Below are 19,652 nucleotides of genomic sequence, written 5' to 3'. Positions count from 1 at the left end.
TCGTTGCCCCCGGGTGCTCGCCTCGATAGCGTGGGGTGAACGCGCCGCACGGCCGTGCCATGGAGAGGGAAGGCCCTGATGAGCGAGCTGAGCAAGAACGACGATTCTCGCTACGACCTCGGTCTCCTGTTCACCGACGGTCTGCCCGACCTCGACAACGCCGAGGGCTACCGCGGGGCCGTGGCGGCCCGCGCGGCCGGCATCACCTACCGGCAGCTCGACTACTGGGCGCGCACTGCGCTCGTCGAACCCACCGTGCGCGGCGCGGCGGGCTCCGGGTCGCAGCGGCTCTACGGGTTCCGCGACATCCTCGTACTGAAGCTCGTGAAGCGGCTGCTCGACACCGGCATCTCCCTCCAGCAGATCCGCACCGCCATCAACCAGCTCCGCGAGGCCGGCATCAACGACCTCGCCCAGACCACCCTCATGAGCGACGGCGCCAGCGTCTACCTCTGCACCTCCAACGACGAGGTCATCGACCTCGTCAGCCGTGGCCAGGGCGTCTTCGGCATCGCCGTCGGCAAAGTCCTGCGCGAAGTCGAGAACTCCCTCGTCGACCTCGATCCGGCTGTGGCCGATCCGGCCGACGAGCTTGCCGCGCGGCGCGCTGCTCGCAAGATCTCGTAGAGTCGTCCGCTCGCCGCCGTTGGGTCTCGCGCCCGGGGTAGCTTGTGGCGCGGGCACGACGCAAGAGGCCTTTGTCAACGACCCAAGGTGAGTGCGTGGCCGCGAAGCGACCGCGTGCTCACACGTCGCAGCGCGCCGCAGAAGCGGCGGCGCGCCCCGGCGGAGCCGCGCGCAGCACGGCCCCGCCGGCAGCCAGCACAGCGCGATCCAGCCCGCGAGTAACCCGTCAACGCGGCTCAGTGTGCGCGTAACTCGTCAACGCGGTTCAGTGTGCGAATAACTCGCTCAGGCGATTCGTTGTGCGAGTAACCCGTCAACGCGGCTCAGTGTGCGCGTAACTCGTCGACGCGACTCAGTGCGCGAGTAACCCGCTCACGCGATTCGGTGTGCGAGTAGCTCGCTGACGCGGCGCACCGCGCGAGCAAATCGCTCAAGAGTTTCAGCGTGCGAGTGATTCGCCACCGCGAGGCGCTACGCCTTCAGCTCCGCGTATTCCCCCACGCGCCCCGTTCGCATCACGCGCTCGAGGAGCAGGTCGAAGTTGCGGGCCATCTCCTGGGCGCCTTCGCCGGGCCAGACGTGCAGCGGCTTGGCCGCGCCCTGGGCCTGCTGGAGGGAGGTGCGCTCGGGGAGCTGGGGGGAGAGCACGAGGGGCCCGAACATGTCGCGGAGCTCCTTGATGCGGAACTGGTGCTCGAGCGACTGGGAGCGCACGCGGTTGACGATGATGCCGAGCGGCTGGAGGCGAGGGGAGAGACCCCGCCGGATCTCCTCGATCGCGCGCAGCGCCCGGTCGGCGGCGGCGACCGAGAACAGGCCGGGCTCGGTGACGACGGAGACACGGTCGGATGCTGCCCACGCGGTGCGGGTGAGCGCATTGAGCGAGGGCGCGCAGTCGATGAGCACGAGGTCGTACTCGTTCTCGACGGTGGCGAGAGCCTCTTCGAGCTTCCAGATGTCGCGGATCGACGGGTGAGGCCCGTCGAAGTTCAGCGCCGACGGGCTGCCGATGAGCACGTCGATCTTGCCGCCGCGGTCTTTCGTCCACCCCGAGGGGGCGATCGCGGCCCGCACGATCTTCTCCTTCGGAGAGGCGAGCACATCGGCGACGTTGAGGTGACCGGCGACACGGATGTCCATGCCGGTCGACACGTCGGACTGGGGGTCGAGGTCGACGACGAGAGTACGCAGGCCCTTCGCGAACGCGGCGCTTGCGAGGCCTAGCGTCACTGTGGTCTTGCCCACACCACCCTTGAGGGACGAGACGCTGAGTACATGCACAATCGAATACGTTACCTTCACTAGGGTATGAGTACCTAACTGTTCGCTGTGCGCGCATGTGCCTGAAAGGTCTCGATGTTCAAGAAGATCCTGGTAGCCAACCGCGGCGAGATCGCGATCCGTGCATTCCGCGCAGCGTACGAGCTGGGTGCGAAGACGGTCGCGGTGTTCCCTTACGAAGACCGCAATTCGATGCACCGGTTGAAGGCCGACGAGGCCTACCAGATCGGCGAGGTGGGGCATCCGGTGCGTGCCTACCTCGACGTGTCGGAGATCATCCGGGTTGCTCTGGAGAGTGGCGCCGATGCCATCTACCCGGGCTACGGCTTCCTCTCCGAGAACCCCGAGCTCGCGAAGGCGGCTGCGGAGAACGGCATCACGTTCATCGGGCCGGGCGAGCACGTGCTCGAGATGGCGGGCAACAAGGTCACGGCGAAGGAGCACGCGATCGCTGCGGGCGTGCCGGTGCTGAAGTCGTCGCCCGCGACGACCGACATCGAGGTGCTGCTGCTGGCCGCCGACGAGATCGGCTTCCCGGTGTTCGCGAAGGCTGTCGCCGGTGGTGGTGGTCGAGGGATGCGCCGGGTCGAGACACGCGAGGAGCTCCGCCCCGCCCTCGAGGCGGCCATGCGAGAGGCCGACAGCGCGTTCGGCGACCCCACGATGTTCCTCGAGCAGGCCGTGCTGCGCCCGCGTCACATCGAGGTGCAGATCCTCGCCGACGGCGACGGCGAGACCTTCCACCTCTACGAGCGCGACTGCTCTGTGCAGCGCCGCAACCAGAAGGTGGTCGAGATCGCTCCGGCGCCGAACATCTCCGACGAGCTGCGCACCGCCCTCCACGCCGACGCCATCAAGTTCGCCAAGTCCATCTCCTACGTGAACGCGGGAACCGTGGAGTTCCTCGTCGACACGGTGGGGGAGCGAGCGGGCCAGCACGTGTTCATCGAGATGAACCCGCGCATCCAGGTCGAGCACACCGTGACCGAGGAGGTCACCGACGTCGACCTCGTGCAGTCGCAGATGCTCATCGCGTCGGGCACGACGTTCGCCGAGCTGGGTCTCACGCAGGAGGGCATCGTGCTGCACGGCGCCGCGCTGCAGTGCCGCATCACGACCGAAGACCCGACGGCGGGCTTCCGCCCCGACACAGGCAAGATCTCGGCGTACCGCTCGCCGGGCGGTGCGGGCGTGCGTCTCGACGGCGGCACCGTGTCGGTGGGGGCGCAGATCTCCCCGCACTTCGACTCGATGCTCGCGAAGATGACCTGCCGCGGGCGTGACTTCCCGGCCGCGGTGCGTCGTGCCCGTCGTGCGCTTGCCGAGTTCCGCATCCGTGGTGTGTCGACGAACATCCCGTTCCTCCAGGGCGTGCTCGACGACCCCGACTTCATCGCGGGCGACCTGTCGACGAGTTTCATCGAGGAGCGGCCGCAGCTGCTCGACGGGCACCGGTCGAAGAACCGTGGCGGCAAGATCCTCAACTGGCTCGCCGACGTCACCGTGAACCAGCCTCACGGGGCCCGCCCGCCCGGTGCCGACCCCGAGGTGAAGCTGCCTTCGATCGACCTGTCGGCCCCCGCGCCCGACGGTTCGCGTCAGCGCCTGCTCGAGCTGGGGCCTGCGGGCTTCGCGGATGCTCTGCGGGCCCAGACCGCGCTGGCCGTCACCGAGACCACGATGCGCGACGCCCACCAGTCGCTGCTCGCGACCCGCGTGCGCACCAAAGACCTCGTCGCCGTCGCCCCCTACGTGGCGCGCATGACGCCGGAGCTGTTGAGCGTGGAGGCGTGGGGTGGAGCCACCTACGACGTGGCGCTGCGGTTCCTCGGCGAAGACCCGTGGGAGCGGCTCGCCGCGCTGCGCGAGGCGCTGCCGAACGTGGCGATCCAGATGCTGCTGCGCGGCCGCAACACCGTCGGCTACACCCCCTACCCGGTCGAGGTCACCGACGCGTTCGTGCGCGAGGCCACGGCGACCGGTGTCGACATCTTCCGCATCTTCGACGCCCTGAACGACGTGTCGCAGATGCGGCCGGCGATCGAGTCGGTGCTCGCCACCGGCACCACGATCGCCGAGGTCGCCGTCTGCTACACCGGCGACCTCCTCGACCCCGCCGAAGACCTCTACACCCTCGACTACTACCTGCGGCTCGCCGACCAGATCGTCGAGGCGGGGGCACACGTGCTCGCCGTCAAGGACATGGCCGGCCTCCTCCGCCCGGCGGCGGCGGCGAAGCTCGTCTCTGCGCTGCGGGAGCGCTTCGACCTGCCGGTGCACGTGCACACGCACGACACCGCCGGCGGCCAGCTCGCCACCCTGCTCGCCGCGAGCGCGGCGGGGGCCGACGCGGTCGACGTGGCCGCGGCTCCCATGGCCGGTACGACGAGCCAGCCAAGCGCATCCGCTCTGGTCGCCGCCCTCGCCCACACCGAGCGTGACACCGGCATCAGCCTCGCTGCCGTGAGCGACCTTGAGCCCTACTGGGAGGCCGTGCGTCAGGTGTACCGCCCGTTCGAGTCGGGTCTGCCCGGCCCCACCGGGCGCGTGTACAAGCACGAGATCCCGGGCGGGCAGCTGTCGAACCTGCGCCAGCAGGCGATCGCCCTCGGCCTCGCCGACGACTTCGAGCTCATCGAAGACCTCTATGCCGCCGCGAACCGGATCCTCGGCCGCATCCCGAAGGTCACCCCCTCGTCTAAGGTCGTCGGCGACCTCGCGCTGCACCTCGCCGCAGTGAAGGCCGACCCCGCCGACTTCGCCGAGAACCCGGGCAACTACGACATCCCCGACTCGGTCATCGGCTTCATGGCCGGCGAGCTCGGCGAGTTGCCGGGCGGATGGCCGGAGCCGTTCCGTTCGAAAGTCCTCGAGGGCCGCTCGGTGAACGTCACGGTCACCCCCATCAGCGAATCGGATGCTGCATCCCTCGCCCCCGAGGCAGGCTCCGCCGAGCGGCGCAGCACCCTCAACCGGTTGCTGTTCCCCGCGCCCACTTCGAGCTTCGAGCAGCGGCGGGAGCTGTTCGGCGACCTCAGCGTCGTCGACACCGTCGACTACCTGTACGGCCTCACTCCCGGCGTCGAGCACGTCGTCGAGATCGACAAGGGCGTGCGCCTGTTCGTCGGCCTCGAGGCCATCGGCGAGGCCGACGAGAAGGGCATGCGCACCGTCATGACCACGCTCAACGGCCAGCTGCGTCCCGTGAACGTGCGCGACCGCCAGGTGAAGGTCGAGACCAAGACCGCCGAGAAGGCCGACCCCAACCAGGCCGGCCAGGTGCCCGCCCCGTTCTCCGGGGTCGTCACCCTCAAGGTCGAGCAGGGTGCGACCGTCGCCGCGGGCGACCCGATCGCCACCATCGAGGCCATGAAGATGGAAGCCGCCATCACCACCCCGGTCGCCGGCGTGGTGCAGCGCCTCGCCATCCCCACCACCCAGCAGGTGGAGGCAGGCGACCTCATCGTCGTCGTCGCGCCCTCCGCCTGACCGCTCACCCCGAAAGAACACCGTGACCGTCCGTGACATCCGCCTGTTCGGCGACCCCGTGCTGAAGACCGTGTCCGACCCGATCGTCGAGATCGACGACCGCGTGCGTGCACTCGTCGAAGACCTGATCGACAGCGTGAAGGTGCCGGGCCGGGCGGGTGTCGCGGCGTCGCAGATCGGGGTGAACCTCAGGGCCTTCAGCTACAACGTCGACGGCGAGGTGGGGTACATCCTGAACCCCGTGCTGGTGGAGCTCTCGGGCGAGCCCGAGCTCGTCGACGAGGGGTGCCTGTCGGTGCCCGAGCTGTGGTTCAAGACGATGCGGTATCCGTTCGCTCGGGCGACCGGCATCGATCTCGACGGCAACCCCGTCGAGGTCTCGGGCACCGGCGTGATGGCGCAGGCGCTGCAGCACGAGACCGACCACCTCGACGGGCTGCTCTACCTCGACCGCCTCGACAAGCCCACCCGCCGCGAGGCCATGCGCCAGGTGCGCGAGTCGCGCTGGTTCTAGCGTTCAGAAACGCAAACGTCGCGGCAACCGAGCCCCCTGCGGGGCCGGATGCCGCGACGTTTGCGTTTTCGAACGGGTCAGTGGGTGAGGGAGACGCCCTCGGTGGCGGGAGCGGCGGAGTAGATGTTCTCGATGACGGCGGCGTAGTCCTTCACGATGACGGCGCGCTTGATGGAGAGCTTCGGCGTGAGGTGGCCGCTGGCCTCGGTGAAGTCGTCGGGGAGCACCTCGAACTTGCGGATCGACTCCGCCCGCGACACCAGCGTGTTCGCCGCGTCGACGGCACGCTGGATCTCGGCGAGCACCGCCGGGTTCTTGGCCGCCTGCGCGAGGGTGAGGTCGCCCGGCTGCCCGTTGTTCGCCAGCCAGACCGGCAGCATCTCGGCATCGAGCGTGATGAGCGCCGAGATGAAGGGCTTCTGGTCGCCCACCACCACGACCTGACCCACGAGGGGGTTCGACCGGATGGGGTCTTCGAGCGCGGCGGGGGCGACGTTCTTGCCGCCCGCCGTGACGATGATCTCCTTCTTGCGCCCGGTGATGGTGAGGAAGCCCTCGTCATCGAGGGCGCCGATGTCGCCGGTGTGGAACCACTCGCCGTCCATCACCTCGGCCGTCGCCGCCTCGTTCTTCCAGTACCCGGCGAACACGTTCACACCCGCCACGAGGATCTCGCCGTCGTCGGCGATCTTCAGCCCCACGCCAGGCAGCGCGGGCCCCACGGTGCCGATCTTGAACTTGTCGGTGAGGTTCACCGTCGCGGGAGCCGTGGTCTCGGTGAGGCCGTAGCCCTCGAGGATGGTGATGCCGAGGCTGCGGTAGAAGTGCCCGAGTCGGTGACCGAGCGGCGCCGAACCCGATACCGCGTACTTCACGCGCCCCCCGAGCGCCGCACGCAGCTTCGAGTACACAAGGCGGTCGAACAGCGCGAACTTGAGTCGCAGGCCGAGGGGCACCTTGCCCGCATCCAGAGCCTCCGAGTGCTCGACGGCCACGGCTGCTGCGCTGCGGAAGATCTTGCCCTTGCCGCCGGTCTCGGCCTTCTGCTCAGAGGAGTTGTAGACCTTCTCGAACACCCGCGGCACGGCGAGCAGGAAGGTCGGCTTGAACGACCCCAGGGCCGGCAGCAGTTGCTTCGTGTCGGCCTGGTGCCCCACCTTCACGCCGCCGTGCACGCACAGGATGCTGATGAAACGCGCGAAGACGTGGGCCGTCGTGATGAACAGCAGCGTCGACGCTCCGTTCGCGAGGATCGGTGCCATGGCGACCGCGGCGTTGCGGGACAGCTCGACGAAGTTCGAGTGGGTGAGGATGCACCCCTTCGGCTTCCCCATGGTGCCGGAGGTGTAGATGAGGGTGGCGAGGTCGGAGCCCTTCGCCAGGGAGCGGCGGCGCTCGATCTCCTCGTCGGAGACCGCCGAGCCGGAGGCGGCGAGCTTGTCGAGGTCGCCCAGGTCGACCTGCCACACCCGGGTGACCTCGGGAAGATCGGGGTGCACCTCGTCGAAGCGGGCGAAGTGGTCGGCGGTCTCGACGATGATCGCGGTGGCACCGGAGTCGCTGAGGTTCCACTGCACCTGCGCGGGGGAGGAGGTCTCGTAGATCGGAACGAGCACGGCGCCGGCGAACCAGGTGGCGAAGTCGATCAGCGTCCACTCGTAGCGCGTCTTGCACATGAGGCCGATCTTGTCGCCGGGCTCGATGCCCGACGCGACGAGGCCCTTGGCCACGGCCTTCACCTGGGTGAGGAACTCGGCGGCCGTCACGTCTTTCCAGCCAGAACCGTCGGGGACGGCGAACAGCGGTTCGTCGGGGGTGAGGCGAACCCGCTCGATCAGAAGATCGGTGGTGTTCGCCTCGGGATCGGCTGTGACGACGGGGGGAACGAAATACTGGTCCACGGCAGCTCCTTCGGTACCGGTCGAGTGCATCTCATCTACACTCTACTTGGTGCACCTCCGGCTTCCCGGAGAGGCCTCGAACCCGTCGAAAGGACACGCCTGCATGCGCGCCATCGGAATCGACATCGGTGGCACGAAGATCGCGGGTGCGGTGGTCGACGAGTTCGGCACCATCGTCAAGCACGACAGGCACCCCACTTCGGCGTCGGAGCCGAAGGTCATCGAAGACACGGTCGTCGAGATGGTCGAGAAGCTCTCCGAGGGTGAGGACATCGTCGCCGTCGGGGTCGCCGCCGCCGGCTTCATCGACGCCTCGCAGTCGATCGTCTACTACGCGCCCAACATCAGCTGGCGCAACGAGCCCTTCCGCGAGAAGCTCGAGGCGCGGCTGCACAAGCACATCGTCATCGAGAACGACGCCAACGCCGCCGGCTGGGCCGAGTTCCGCTTCGGTGCGGGGCGTCTCGTGAGCGACATGGTCACCCTCACCATCGGCACCGGCGTGGGCGGTGCCATCGTGAGCCAAGACCGCCTGTTCCGCGGCGGCTTCGGTGCCGGTGCCGAGCTCGGCCACATGCGGGTGGTGCCGAACGGGCTGCCCTGCGGATGCGGTGCCCACGGTTGCATCGAACAGTACGGTTCGGGGCGCGCTCTCCTCCGCATCGCCAACGAGCTCGCCGACGCCGGCGGCATCGGGCAGGCCCTCGCCTCCGTGCGCGTGCGCAACGGGGGAGTGCTCACCGGGCTCGACGTCAGCGAACTGGTGCAGATCGGAGACCCCGGAGCGCTCTCGGCGCTGCGCACGCTCGGCACGTCGATCGGGCAGGCGTGCGCCAGTCTCGCCGCTGTGCTCGACCCGCAGCTGTTCGTCATCGGCGGCGGTGTGGCGCAGTCGGGCGACCTGCTGCTCGACCCCATCCGTCACGCCTTCCTCGACGCTCTGCCGGCGCGGGGGTTCCACCCCGAACCCGCCTTCGCCATCGCCGAGCTCGTCAACGACGCCGGGGTCGTGGGCGCCGCCGACCTCGCCCGGCACTACGCGGAGTCGATCTGATGTTCTACTTCCTCGCCAAGTACCTGCTCGTCGCGCCGGTGCTGAAGACGCTGTTCCGGCCGTGGGTGATCGGGCTCGAGAACATCCCGGCCAAGGGTGGGGCGATCCTCGCCTCCAATCACCTCTCATTCAGCGACTCGGTGTTCCTGCCCGTGGTCGTCGACCGGCAGGTGTCGTTCCTTGCGAAGAGCGAGTACTTCACCGGCAAGGGCATCAAGGGCTTCCTGGTGCGGCTGTTCTTCAACGCGGCCGGCCAGCTGCCCATCAACCGGGCCGGCGGCAAGGCCTCCGAGGCGTCGCTCAACACCGGTCTCGGCGTGCTCGCCAAGGGCGACCTGCTCGGCATCTACCCCGAAGGCACCCGCAGCCCCGACGGCAAGCTGTACCGGGGGCGAACGGGGGTCGCCCGCATGGTGCTCGAGGCGCACGTGCCCATCATCCCCGTCGCCATGATCGACACCGAGAAGGTGATGCCCATCGGCAAGCGCCTGCCGAAGATCATGCGAATTGGCATCATCATCGGCGAGCCACTAGATTTCAGTAGGTTCGAGGGGCTGGAATCCGACCGGTTCATCCTCCGCTCCGTGACCGACGAGATCATGTACGAGCTCCACCGCCTGGGCGGGCAGGAATACTCCGATGTGTACGCGACTTCGGTCAAGGAGAAACGCGCGAGAGTCGCGCGGACGAACACCAGATAGATACAGGGAACAAGTCAGTGGTAGATCCAACAGAGCAAATCGTCGAAGCGGATGAGTCTGTGATCGCGGGTCTCGACTATTGGCGCACCCTGCCGGTGAAGCAGCAGCCGGAGTGGCCCGACCAGAACGCCGTCGAGGCGGTGTCGCGAGAGATCGCGACCCTGCCGCCGCTGGTGTTCGCCGGCGAGGTCGACAACCTGCGCGACCGGCTCGCATCCGCTGCTCGTGGTGAGGCGTTCCTGCTGCAGGGCGGCGACTGCGCCGAGACCTTCGCCGGGGCCACCGCCGACCAGATCAAAGACCGGGTCAAGACGGTCCTGCAGATGGCGGTCGTGCTCACCTACGGCGCCTCGATGCCGGTCATCAAGATGGGGCGCATGGCGGGTCAGTTCGCCAAGCCCCGCTCGAGCGACACCGAGACGCGCAACGGCGTGACGCTGCCGGCCTACCGCGGTGACATCGTGAACGGCTACGACTTCACGCCGGAGTCGCGCACCGCGAACCCGCAGCGCCTGCTCGACGGGTACCACGTGGCCGCGTCGACGCTCAACCTCATCCGGGCGTTCACTCAGGGCGGGTTCGCCGATCTGCGCCAGGTGCACACCTGGAACAAGGGCTTCACCTCGAACCCCGCGAACGTGCGCTACGAGCAGCTGGCCGGCGAGATCGACCGTGCCGTGAAGTTCATGGTGGCCTGCGGCGCCGATTTCGAGGCGCTGAAGCGCACCGAGTTCTTCGTGTCGCACGAGGCGCTGCTGTTCGACTACGAGCGGCCTATGACCCGCATCGACTCGCGCACCGGTACGCCGTACAACACCTCGTCGCACTTCGTCTGGATCGGCGAGCGCACGCGCGGCCTCGACGACGCGCACGTCGACTTCCTCTCGCGGGTGCGCAACCCGCTGGGCGTGAAGCTCGGGCCCACCACCTCGCCCGACGACATGCTGCGCCTCATCGACAAGCTCGACCCGAACCGGGAGCCGGGCCGCCTCACCTTCATCACACGCATGGGGGCGGGCAAGATCCGCGACGCGCTGCCGCCGCTGCTCGAGGCCATCAAGAAGGCGGATGCGCTGCCGCTCTGGGTCACCGACCCCATGCACGGCAACGGCCTCACCACCCCCACCGGGTACAAGACCCGTCGTTTCGACGACGTGGTCGACGAGGTGAAGGGCTTCTTCGAGGCGCACCGCGATGCGGGCACGCACCCCGGAGGAATCCACGTCGAGCTCACCGGCGACGACGTCACCGAGTGCCTCGGCGGCTCGGAGCAGATCGACGAGGCGACGCTCGCCACCCGTTACGAGTCGCTCTGCGACCCGCGCCTGAACCACATGCAGTCGCTCGAGCTCGCCTTCCTCGTGGCGGAGGAGCTCGTCGCCTCCTCGGGAGGCCGTCGCAGCTAGCCCTCCTTGGGGCACCGCTTCAGAAGCCTTCTCAGAGCTGATAGATTCTCAGCTCTGAGAAGGCTTCTATGTGCGCAGCGGCATCGTGTACATCGCGTCGGGTGAGAACTACCCCGACGCCCTCTCGGCCAGCGCCGCGGCGGTGCAGGAGTACGCGCCGGTCTTCCTCGTGACGAAGAACTCCATCCCCGACGCCACGAAGGCGGTGCTGAGCAGCTTCAAGCCCCTGCGCATCGTGGTGCTGGGCGGGCCCAACACCATCTCTGATGCTGTGGTCTCTGAAATAGGGCAGTACTTGCGGCCCTGAGCGGGCGAGCGCTTAGAGGCCGAGGCTGACGGTGATGGTGGAACCGCGGGGGGCGGAGGTGCCGCCGTTGGGGGAGAGGGCGGTGACCTTGAGGAGTCCCCCGGTGCCGGGGATGTCGCCGATGGGCGGGTAGCTGAGGGCGAAGCCGGCGTCTTCGAGCTGGGGGCGGGCTTCGTCCCAGGTGAGGCCGACGACGTTGGGGATGGCGACGGGCTCGGGGCCGCGGGAGATGTTGAGGGTGATCGAGTCGCCCGGGCGGATCGGGTCGGTGCTGGGCACCGCCTGGTACACCTGGCCGTCGGGGATGTCGTCGTTGAAGTCGTGGGTGCCCTCGACCCCGGTGAGCTCGACGGCCGACAGGGTCGCCTGAGCCTCTTCGAGGGTCTGGCCGACGACGTCGGGAACAGCGCCCGCCGAGACGATGAGGGTGACGGGCTGCAACTCGCCATAGGTCTCGCCGAGCAGGTTGCCGTCGGCACCGAGCGCGGCGATGACGGTGCCTGCCGGCACCTCGGCGTCGAAGCGGCGTTGCGTGTCGGCGATGGTGAATGGCGCGGCTTCCAGCGCGGCGCGGGCGGTGGCCTCGTCTTGCCCCGCCAGCTTGTCGGTCGGCACGGGGATGATGGCCGGGCCCGACGAGACCAAGATGGTCACGTTCGATCCGTTCGGCGCGGAGGTGCCCTCCCCCGGATCGGTACCGATGACGGTGCCCGCGGGAACGTCGGTGCTCGCGGTGGGTTCCTGGTCGGTCGTGAAGCCCAACCCGCCGAGGGTCGCCTCGGCGTCGGCCGGTTGCGAGCCCGCCAGCCCCGGCACGGTCGTGACCGCGCCGGGGCCGGCTCCGTACCACCAGGCCCCTCCGCCGAGAGCAGCGGCGACGACGAGCACGATCGCGAAGATCCAGAAGCCGCGCTTGCGACGCGAGGCCGCCTTGCGCCCCACCTTGTCGACTGTCGACGGCGGTGTGCGCGGCGAGGACGGCGGCGCGGCGATCGTGGTGTCGAAGCTCGGAGCGGCCGGAGCGGCGACGGCGGCCATCGCCCCCGTGCGGCGGCGCGACTCGAGCACCTGCGTCTGGGCGTGGTCGAGGTCGGCGTCGAAGGTGGCTGCGGGCATGACCGCGGTGCGCTGCGTCGTGTTCGACGACGGCCGCGCCCCGGCGATCTCGATCTCGGCGGTGCGCAGCCGCTCGAGCATCTCACGCGCATCCGTCGGCCGGTCGGCCGGGTCTTTCGCCGTCGCCCACAGCACCAGGTCGTCGAGTTGCTCGGGCACCGACGGGTTCGCCGCGCTCGGCACGGGCATCTGGTCGTTGGCGTGCTGGAACGCGATGGCCATGGGCTGCTCGCCCACGTAGGGCTGCGCGCCCACCAGCATCTCGTACATCATGATGCCTGCCGCATAGATGTCGCTGCGCGCATCAGCCGTTCCCCGGGTGAGGAGTTCGGGGGAGAGGTAGGCGATGGTGCCGAGCAGCGCCTGCCCGGTCGCCGTGTTCGCCGAGACGGCCCGCGCGAGGCCGAAGTCGCTGATCTTGATGCGCCCGTCGTCGGCCATCAGCACGTTCTCGGGCTTGAGGTCGCGGTGCACGATGCCGGCCTTGTGGGCGGCGGCGAGGCCGCCGAGCACCGCATCCATCACGTCGACGGTCTGCTCGGTGGTGAGCTTTCCGTAGTCTTTCAGCAGGTCGCGCAGGGTGACGCCCGGGAGGTACTCCATCACCAGGTAGGCGATGTCGCTGTCTTGCCCCTGGTCGAAGACGTTGACCACGTTCGGATGCGCGAGGCGGGCGGCCGAGCGGGCCTCCTGCACGAAGCGCTCTTTGAACGCCGCGTCGTCGGCGAGGTGCCCATGCATGATCTTGATGGCCACCTGGCGTTCGAGCCTCAGGTCGGTGGCGAGGTAGACGGTGGCCATGCCTCCCCGGGCGACGCGCGACTTGACCTGATAGCGGCCGTCGATGAGACGTCCGATCATGGGGTCGGGGGGCGCGCTGGTCACAGCTCCGAGTCTAGAGAGCGACCCATCGAGAAAGCCGCATAGACACCGGGTGATGTGGCAATCTGTACCTGTGACTGATCTGCCCGCCACCGAATGGTTGACGATTCCCGATCTGGTCGAGGTGCTCGGCCTCACCCAGAGCAAGGTGCGGAGGGTGATCGAGGAGCGCTCCCTCGTCGCGGTGCGCCGAGACGGCGTGCTCAAGGTTCCGGCGAGCTTCGTGAAAGACGGCGAACCCCTCAAGGAGCTTCGCGGCACCGTCATCCTGCTCGCCGACAACCACTTCAGCGACGAGGAGATCGTCGAGTGGCTGCTCGAGCAGAACGAGACGCTGGATGCCGCACCCATCGACGCTCTCCGCTCCGGTCGCAAGACCGAGGTGCGCCGCGTCGCCCAGGCGCTCGCCTTCTGACTGGCGTTACCGGAGTCACGCCTCGCGCTGCGTGATCACCCGCGCCAGGCCGGCGAGCTCGGTGCGTGCCGTATCGCCGATCGGTGCTGCCGTCAGCACCTCGAGCGCCTCGCGGTAGCGCGCGTCGATCATGCCCTCGACCTCGGCGACCGCTCCGGTGTCGAGGATGGTGCTCTGGAGCATCCGGATCTGCGACTCGTCGAGCTCGGGGTCGCCGAGCAGTTCGTCGAACAAGCGGCGCGCCGAGGCGTCGAGTCGTGTGCGGGCGAGCGCGACCAGCACGGTGCGCTTGCCCTCGCGCAGATCGTCGCCGCTCGGCTTGCCGGTGCGGGCGGAGTCTCCGAACACGCCGAGCAGGTCGTCGCGTAGCTGGAAGGCGATGCCGAGCGGCAGCCCGAATCCGCGGAGGGCCTCGACCTGCTCGTCGCTCGCGCCACGCAGCGAGGCGCCGATGACGAGGGGTGCCTCGACGCTGTACTTCGCCGACTTGTAGACGATGACCCGTTCGGCACGGGCGAGCGCCCGATCGGGGTCGGCCCGTGCCCAGGCGCGTTCCTCCTGCAGGTCGAGGTACTGGCCGAGAGTGACCTCCGTGCGCATCTCGTCGAGCGCCGCCCGCGCTGCGACGTGCGTCGAGAGCGACGGAGCGCCGAGGATGGCATGGGCGATGAGCTCGTCGCTCCAGGCCAGGAGCAGGTCGCCGAGAAGGATGGCCCCGCCTTCGCCGAACTCCGCGGCCGAGCCGCGCCACGCCTCCTCGCGGTGCAGCGCCTCGAAACGGCGGTGCACGCTCGGCCCGCCGCGCCGGGTGTCGGAGTTGTCGATGATGTCGTCGTGCACCAGCGCCGCAGCGTGGAAGAGCTCGAGCCCCGCGCACAGATCGACCAGCGCGTCGAGCTCCCGCTCACCCGGAACGGCGGATGCGGTGGCAGCCGGTGCCACGGCCCGCCAGCCCCAGTAGCAGAACTGCGCCCGGAACCTCTTGCCCCCGCTGAGAAGATCCCGCGAGAAGCTCGCGAAGGGCGTGAGCTCGGGTGCGATGCGGCGGAGAATGGGTTCACGCGACGTGAGGAACTCAGCGATCCTGGCGTCGACGAGATTGACTAGGCGCGGGCTTTCCATCACTCGCCTAGCCTAGCCAGACCGTGAGCACTACAATCAGCACTACCACGCGCCGGTCCCGAACCTGAGGTGAAATAGGATGCCGCTTTCGGAGCAAGAACAGAGACTCCTCGATGAGATGGAGCGCAGCCTCTACCACAACGATGCCGACTTCGTCTCGGCGGTCGGGGGTGGCCGTGGCCGATTGAACTACGGCGCACTGGTGCTGGGGATCCTCGTGGGCATCCTCGGTCTCGGTGTCGTCATCGCCGGGGTGGTCTTCCGCCAGCCGCTCATCGGCATCGTCGGCTTCATCGCCATGTTCGGCGGGGTGCTGCTGGCCCTGCGCCGCACCCGCCGTGGTGCACCCGCCGGGCCGACCGGGCCCACCGCATCCGGTGCCTCCTCGGCCGGCAGCGCGAGCCGTGGCGGCTCGTCGAGCGGCCGCGCCCAGGGCTCCGGCTTCATGGACAAGCTGAACGACCGGTGGGAGCGTCGCGACGACGATCGCTCCGAGTAGCGCACGGGCCCTCCACAGCCCGCCACCGCGATCAAGACCGGCCTTCGGGCCGGTCTTTTTTTGTGCCCGCCGACTCCCCGGAGCCGTCTGAGCCCTCCATTTCCCTCCACCCCGTTGGATCCGCATTATTTCGCGGATCTCCGGGGTGTTTTTTCACGCCACGGCCGCGTTTTCATTGTCTAGTGGTAGGGAGTGGAGTAAAGTGGAGTGCAAGCCCACAATCCTGGCCGGACGAGAAGGGGAGGTAGATGTTCCTTGGCACCTACGCCCCCAAGCTCGACGACAAAGGGCGCATCATCCTCCCCGCCAAGTTCCGCGACGAACTGGCCGGGGGAGTCGTCATGACCCGTGGCCAGGAGAACTGCATCTACGTGTTCTCGAACCGCGAGTTCGAGGCGCTGCACGAGAAGATCCGCCAGGCTCCCGTCACCAGCAAGCAGGCGCGCGACTACCTCCGCGTCTTCCTCTCCGGTGCCAGCGCCGAGACCCCCGACAAGCAGCACCGCGTCACGGTGCCCGCTCCGCTTCGCGCCTACGCCAAGCTCGACCGCGACCTCGTCGTGATCGGTGCCGGCAGCCGCGCCGAGATCTGGGACGCCGAGGCCTGGAACAGCTACCTCGCCGCCCAGGAGGCCGCCTTCTCCGAGACCGACGAGGAGGTGATCCCGGGACTGTTCTGAGTCGCCGCCCCTGACTCCCAGCCGTTCACGCCCTGACGTTCTTCCCCGACGCCAGGTCGAGCGCCCTGACTCACTTCCCCGGAGCCAGGTCGGAATGGATGGGGATCAGGGGTGGCGAACCAGATCACCGGATGCGCATGGCAGAAGCAGGCATCACCAGCGACCACGGCAACACGGCCGACGACACCGCCGACCTCACCCCGGCAGCAGACATCGGCGGCATCCACGCCTCCGTGCTGCTCGAACGCAGCATCGAGTTGCTCGGCCCCGCGCTCACCCGCCCGGGTGCGGTGCTGGTCGACTGCACCCTCGGCCTCGGCGGCCACTCCGCAGCCTTCCTCGAGGCCTTCCCCGAGCTCCACCTGGTGGGCCTCGACCGCGACCCCAACGCCCTCGAGCTGGCCGGCCGCCGCTTGGAGCGCTTCGCCGATCGCACCGACCTGGTGCACTGCGTCTACGACGAGATCGACGAGGCGCTCGAGGGTCTCGGCATCGACGAGGTCGACGGCATCCTGTTCGACCTCGGCGTGTCGTCGATGCAGCTCGACCGTGTGGAGCGCGGGTTCTCCTACTCGAAAGACGCTCCCCTCGACATGCGGATGGACGACACCGCCGAGCTCACCGCCGCCCACATCGTCGCGAACTACTCCGAGGCCGAGCTCCGCCGCATCTTTCGCGACTACGGCGAGGAGAGGCTCGCCGATCGCTACGCCCGCTTCATCGTTGCCGAGCGCGAGAACGGGCCGATCCTGCGATCGGGCCAGCTGGTCGACATCCTGCAGGCGGCGACTCCGGCGAAATTCCAGAACGCAGGGCATCCCGCCAAGCGCGTGTTCCAGGCGCTGCGCATCGAGGTGAACGCCGAGCTCGCCGTGCTCGAACGCGCGCTGCCTAAAGCCATCGACGCCCTGAGGGTCGGCGGCCGCATCGTGGTGCTGGCTTTCCAGTCGCTCGAAGACCGCATCGTGAAGCGCGAGCTGCAGCACAGGTCGACGTCGACCGCTCCGGCGGGTCTCCCTGTCGAGCTCCCCGAGCACCGGCCCGAGCTCAAGCTCCTCGTGCGAGGCGCCGAGCTCGCCGGAGACGACGAACGGGCGCGCAACCCGCGCGCCATCCCCGTGCGGCTGCGTGCCGCCGAGAAGATCCGGAGGATCGCATGACGAACCAGGCCACGTCGCACATGGCCCGTCCGTACGCCGCCTTCGGCGCCACGGCGGTCGCACTGCCGCTCACCGACCCCGAGATCGCGGGCGAGGGACTCCCCGCCGATCGGCCCGGCCGGTCTAAGGGCCCTCGCCGCATCGAGATCGTGCCGAGCAAGGTGCAGCGCAAGGCCCGCCCGAAGATCGCCTACGCGGCGGTGGTCGTGACGGGTGTGCTCGCCATCGTCGTGACCCAGCTGCTGCTCAGCATCGGCCTCTCCGACGGCGCCTACGAGATCGCCTCGCTGCAGCAGGAGCAGAAGGAGCTCGACCGCACCAACCAGGTGCTCACCGAGCAGTACGACAAGCTCTCCTCGCCGCAGAACCTGGCCGCGGGGGCAGAGGCCCTCGGCATGGTCGCGAACAGCACGCCGGTCTACCTGCGGCTCTCCGACGGTGCCGTGCTCGGCGTGCCCACCGCGGCCACGGGCGGCTCGGTGACGAACGGGCAGAACCTCATCGCGAACTCGCTGCTGACGCCCACCGACGTGACCACGGGCGCCGCGGTGACCGCCGACCCGGCAGCACCCGCCGATCCCGCCACCCCGAGCGCGCCTCCCGTGCCCGAGCAGCAGCCCGGCGTAGCGTGGCAGGGTGCTCTTCCCTCTCCCACCACACGCTGATCGTCGATGGCTCGCCCGATGACAGCAGCCGCCGACCGCAGCACCAAGCGCCGCGCCGTCGTGGCGGTGGCCGTGGTGGTCGCCGTCGTCGCGGTGTTCGTGGTGCGTCTGGTCTCCATCCAGATCGTGCAGGCCGACACCCTGAATGCCGAGTCGAGCGACAAGCTCTCGGCCTCGACGACGATCGACGGCCTCCGGGGCGACATCGTCGGCGACGACGGAACGGTGCTGGCCACCACGGTGCTGCGCTACGACATCACCACCTCGCCGCAGTCGGTGAGCGACGTGGAGCGCACCGCCGACGACGGCACGGTCACCACGGTCACTCCGCAGATGGCGGCAGGTGAGATCGCCGCGATCCTCGGCACCTCGGCCGACGAGGTGTACGCCTCGCTCACGGGCGACCCGACCTCGAACTTCGCCTACGTCGCCCGCAACGTCGACGTCGACACCTTCCGCGCCATCCGCGACCTCGACCTGTGGTGGCTGTACTACTCCTCGAACCAGAAGCGCAGCTACCCGAACGGCGCGGTCGCCGGGAGCGTCGTGGGCTTCATGGACACCGACGGCCAGGGTGTCGCCGGCGTGGAGCAGATGCAGAACACCTGCCTCACCGGCACCGACGGCACCGAGACCTACGAGCGCAGCGGCGAGGGTGTCGCCATTCCGGGCACCACGAAGACGACGGTGCAGGCGAAGCCGGGCGGCACCGCCGTGCTCACCATCGACAGCGACCTCCAGTGGTTCTCGCAGCAGGCGCTGCTCGAGCGCATCCAGGAGACGGGTGCGGCCTGGGGCACCGTGGTGGTGCAGGAGGTCAAGACCGGCAAGCTCCTCGCGGTCGCCGACTACCCGAGCGTCGACCCGAACAACGTCGACGCGACTCCCGACGCCGACCGCGGCTCGATCGCCTTCCAGGCGCCGTTCGAGCCCGGCTCGACCTTCAAGGCGCTCACCGCCGCCTCCATCCTCGACGCCGGCGCCGCCACCGTGGCGACCCAGGTCGAGGCGCCCTACATCTTCACCGACGCCAACGGCGCCTCCACCCGCGACAGCTCCTACCACGACGGGCCGCTGCGGCTCACCTTCGCGGGCGTGATGCAGGAGTCGTCGAACACCGGCTTCGGCATGCTGGGCGAACTGCTGAGCTCGGAGCAGCGCTACGACTACATGGAGAAGTTCCACATGACGACACCGAGCGAGGTGGGCTTCCCCGCCGAGTCCGGCGGCATCCTCTCCCCGTGGCAGGACTGGGACGACCAGACCAACCTCACCACCACCTTCGGCCAGGGCGTGTCGAACACGGCGATCCAGATCGCGAGCCTGTATCAGACCCTCGGCAACGGCGGAGTGCGCCTCCCGGTGCAGCTGATCGAAGGCTGCCGGCAGGCCGACGGCACCATGACCGAGGTGCCGGATGCGACGGGCGAGCAGATCGTGCCGTCGTCGGTGTCGACCGATGTCGTGAACATGCTGGAGACCGTCGTCACGGGCGGCTACGCCAAGACCTCCCTCGAGATCCCGGGCTACCGTGTGGCCGCGAAGACCGGTACGGCGCAGATGAGCGACGGCTCCGGCGCCTACGGCTCGAGCTACATCACCTCGGTGGCCGGACTCGCCCCCGCAGACGACCCGCAGTACGTCGTGTCGGTCACCATCGCGAAGCCCGTTACCATTGAGTCGGCCCTGGCCGCGGCTCCGGTCTTCCAGAAGATCATGTCGCAGGTGCTCAAGGAGAACCGGGTTCTCCCCTCCACCGTGCCCGGTCCCGACCTCCCGACGACGTACTGACGACCACCATCCGATCCACGACGGCCGAGAACAACCGACACC

General features: G+C 68.8%; 17 protein-coding genes. 13 read left to right on the top strand and 4 right to left on the bottom strand.

The annotated features are described in order from the left end of the window. Nucleotides 1-78 precede the first annotated feature (78 nt). A complete protein-coding gene (locus ABFY20_RS11330; protein ID WP_171704574.1) occupies nucleotides 79-627 on the top strand; it encodes a MerR family transcriptional regulator in 549 nt (182 codons plus the stop codon). Between the two features lie 471 nt (nucleotides 628-1,098). Here the strand turns inward: ABFY20_RS11330 and ABFY20_RS11325 are convergent, their stop codons facing one another. Beyond that, the gene (locus ABFY20_RS11325; RefSeq protein ID WP_171704575.1) at nucleotides 1,099-1,908 is read right to left on the bottom strand and encodes a ParA family protein; all 810 of its coding nucleotides are present in this window, start codon (nucleotides 1,906-1,908) and stop codon (nucleotides 1,099-1,101) included. 75 nt (nucleotides 1,909-1,983) lie between these two features. Between ABFY20_RS11325 and ABFY20_RS11320 the strand changes: the two genes are divergently transcribed. Continuing rightward, nucleotides 1,984-5,397: a pyruvate carboxylase gene (locus ABFY20_RS11320; protein ID WP_368496358.1), complete on the top strand. Its 3,414-nt coding sequence runs from the start codon at nucleotides 1,984-1,986 to the stop codon at nucleotides 5,395-5,397. A 22-nt stretch (nucleotides 5,398-5,419) separates the two neighbouring features. Continuing rightward, nucleotides 5,420-5,911, top strand: a complete 492-nt coding sequence (gene def / locus ABFY20_RS11315; RefSeq protein WP_368496357.1) for a peptide deformylase — start codon at nucleotides 5,420-5,422, stop codon at nucleotides 5,909-5,911. Between the two features lie 77 nt (nucleotides 5,912-5,988). Here the strand turns inward: def and ABFY20_RS11310 are convergent, their stop codons facing one another. Then, entirely contained in the window at nucleotides 5,989-7,812 is a 1,824-nt protein-coding gene (locus ABFY20_RS11310; RefSeq protein WP_368496356.1) for a long-chain fatty acid--CoA ligase, read from the bottom strand. A 103-nt stretch (nucleotides 7,813-7,915) separates the two neighbouring features. Here ABFY20_RS11310 and ABFY20_RS11305 point away from each other — a divergent pair, with 103 nt between their 5' ends. The 4 genes from ABFY20_RS11305 to ABFY20_RS11290 all read left to right on the top strand — a co-directional run bounded on the left by ABFY20_RS11305 (nucleotide 7,916) and on the right by ABFY20_RS11290 (nucleotide 11,280). Continuing rightward, nucleotides 7,916-8,866 carry an ROK family glucokinase gene (locus tag ABFY20_RS11305; protein WP_368496355.1) on the top strand — a complete coding sequence of 317 codons (951 nt, stop codon included), beginning with the start codon at nucleotides 7,916-7,918 and terminating at the stop codon, nucleotides 8,864-8,866. Next, nucleotides 8,866-9,567 carry a 1-acyl-sn-glycerol-3-phosphate acyltransferase gene (locus tag ABFY20_RS11300; RefSeq protein WP_171704580.1) on the top strand — a complete coding sequence of 234 codons (702 nt, stop codon included), beginning with the start codon at nucleotides 8,866-8,868 and terminating at the stop codon, nucleotides 9,565-9,567. Before ABFY20_RS11305 ends, ABFY20_RS11300 begins: the two co-directional genes overlap by 1 nt. 59 nt (nucleotides 9,568-9,626) lie before the next feature. Continuing rightward, the gene (locus ABFY20_RS11295; protein WP_368496354.1) at nucleotides 9,627-10,973 is read left to right on the top strand and encodes a class II 3-deoxy-7-phosphoheptulonate synthase; all 1,347 of its coding nucleotides are present in this window, start codon (nucleotides 9,627-9,629) and stop codon (nucleotides 10,971-10,973) included. Between the two features lie 70 nt (nucleotides 10,974-11,043). Next, entirely contained in the window at nucleotides 11,044-11,280 is a 237-nt protein-coding gene (locus ABFY20_RS11290; RefSeq protein WP_368496353.1) for a cell wall-binding repeat-containing protein, read from the top strand. A gap of 12 nt (nucleotides 11,281-11,292) precedes the next feature. Here ABFY20_RS11290 and pknB read toward each other — a convergent pair whose 3' ends face one another. After that, the gene (pknB, locus tag ABFY20_RS11285; protein WP_368496352.1) at nucleotides 11,293-13,281 is read right to left on the bottom strand and encodes a Stk1 family PASTA domain-containing Ser/Thr kinase; all 1,989 of its coding nucleotides are present in this window, start codon (nucleotides 13,279-13,281) and stop codon (nucleotides 11,293-11,295) included. 70 nt (nucleotides 13,282-13,351) lie between these two features. Between pknB and ABFY20_RS11280 the strand changes: the two genes are divergently transcribed. Continuing rightward, nucleotides 13,352-13,693 (top strand): Rv2175c family DNA-binding protein, encoded by a 342-nt coding sequence (locus tag ABFY20_RS11280; protein ID WP_368496351.1) that lies wholly within the window; start codon nucleotides 13,352-13,354, stop codon nucleotides 13,691-13,693. Nucleotides 13,694-13,708: 15 nt separating this feature from the next. Here ABFY20_RS11280 and ABFY20_RS11275 read toward each other — a convergent pair whose 3' ends face one another. Continuing rightward, entirely contained in the window at nucleotides 13,709-14,815 is a 1,107-nt protein-coding gene (locus ABFY20_RS11275) for a polyprenyl synthetase family protein (protein ID WP_368496350.1), read from the bottom strand. 79 nt (nucleotides 14,816-14,894) lie between these two features. Between ABFY20_RS11275 and ABFY20_RS11270 the strand changes: the two genes are divergently transcribed. The 5 genes from ABFY20_RS11270 (at nucleotide 14,895) to ABFY20_RS11250 (ending at nucleotide 19,610) form a co-directional block, all read left to right on the top strand. Then, nucleotides 14,895-15,314, top strand: coding sequence for a DUF3040 domain-containing protein (locus tag ABFY20_RS11270; protein WP_368496349.1), 420 nt, complete (start codon nucleotides 14,895-14,897; stop codon nucleotides 15,312-15,314). Nucleotides 15,315-15,562: 248 nt separating this feature from the next. Further along, entirely contained in the window at nucleotides 15,563-15,994 is a 432-nt protein-coding gene (mraZ, locus tag ABFY20_RS11265) for a division/cell wall cluster transcriptional repressor MraZ (RefSeq protein WP_171704587.1), read from the top strand. 137 nt (nucleotides 15,995-16,131) lie between these two features. Next, nucleotides 16,132-17,154: a 16S rRNA (cytosine(1402)-N(4))-methyltransferase RsmH gene (gene rsmH / locus ABFY20_RS11260; RefSeq protein ID WP_368496348.1), complete on the top strand. Its 1,023-nt coding sequence runs from the start codon at nucleotides 16,132-16,134 to the stop codon at nucleotides 17,152-17,154. Further along, complete coding sequence (locus ABFY20_RS11255) at nucleotides 17,151-17,819, top strand: hypothetical protein (RefSeq protein WP_368496347.1); 669 nt, start codon at nucleotides 17,151-17,153, stop codon at nucleotides 17,817-17,819. The genes rsmH and ABFY20_RS11255 overlap by 4 nt, the downstream gene beginning before the upstream one ends. An 18-nt stretch (nucleotides 17,820-17,837) precedes the next feature. Continuing rightward, complete coding sequence (locus ABFY20_RS11250; protein WP_368496346.1) at nucleotides 17,838-19,610, top strand: peptidoglycan D,D-transpeptidase FtsI family protein; 1,773 nt, start codon at nucleotides 17,838-17,840, stop codon at nucleotides 19,608-19,610. Nucleotides 19,611-19,652 lie beyond the last annotated feature (42 nt).

Source organism: Herbiconiux sp. A18JL235 (assembly GCF_040939305.1).
Taxonomy (GTDB): Bacteria; Actinomycetota; Actinomycetes; order Actinomycetales; family Microbacteriaceae; genus Herbiconiux.
This window is presented reverse-complemented; position numbering and strand designations above follow the sequence as displayed.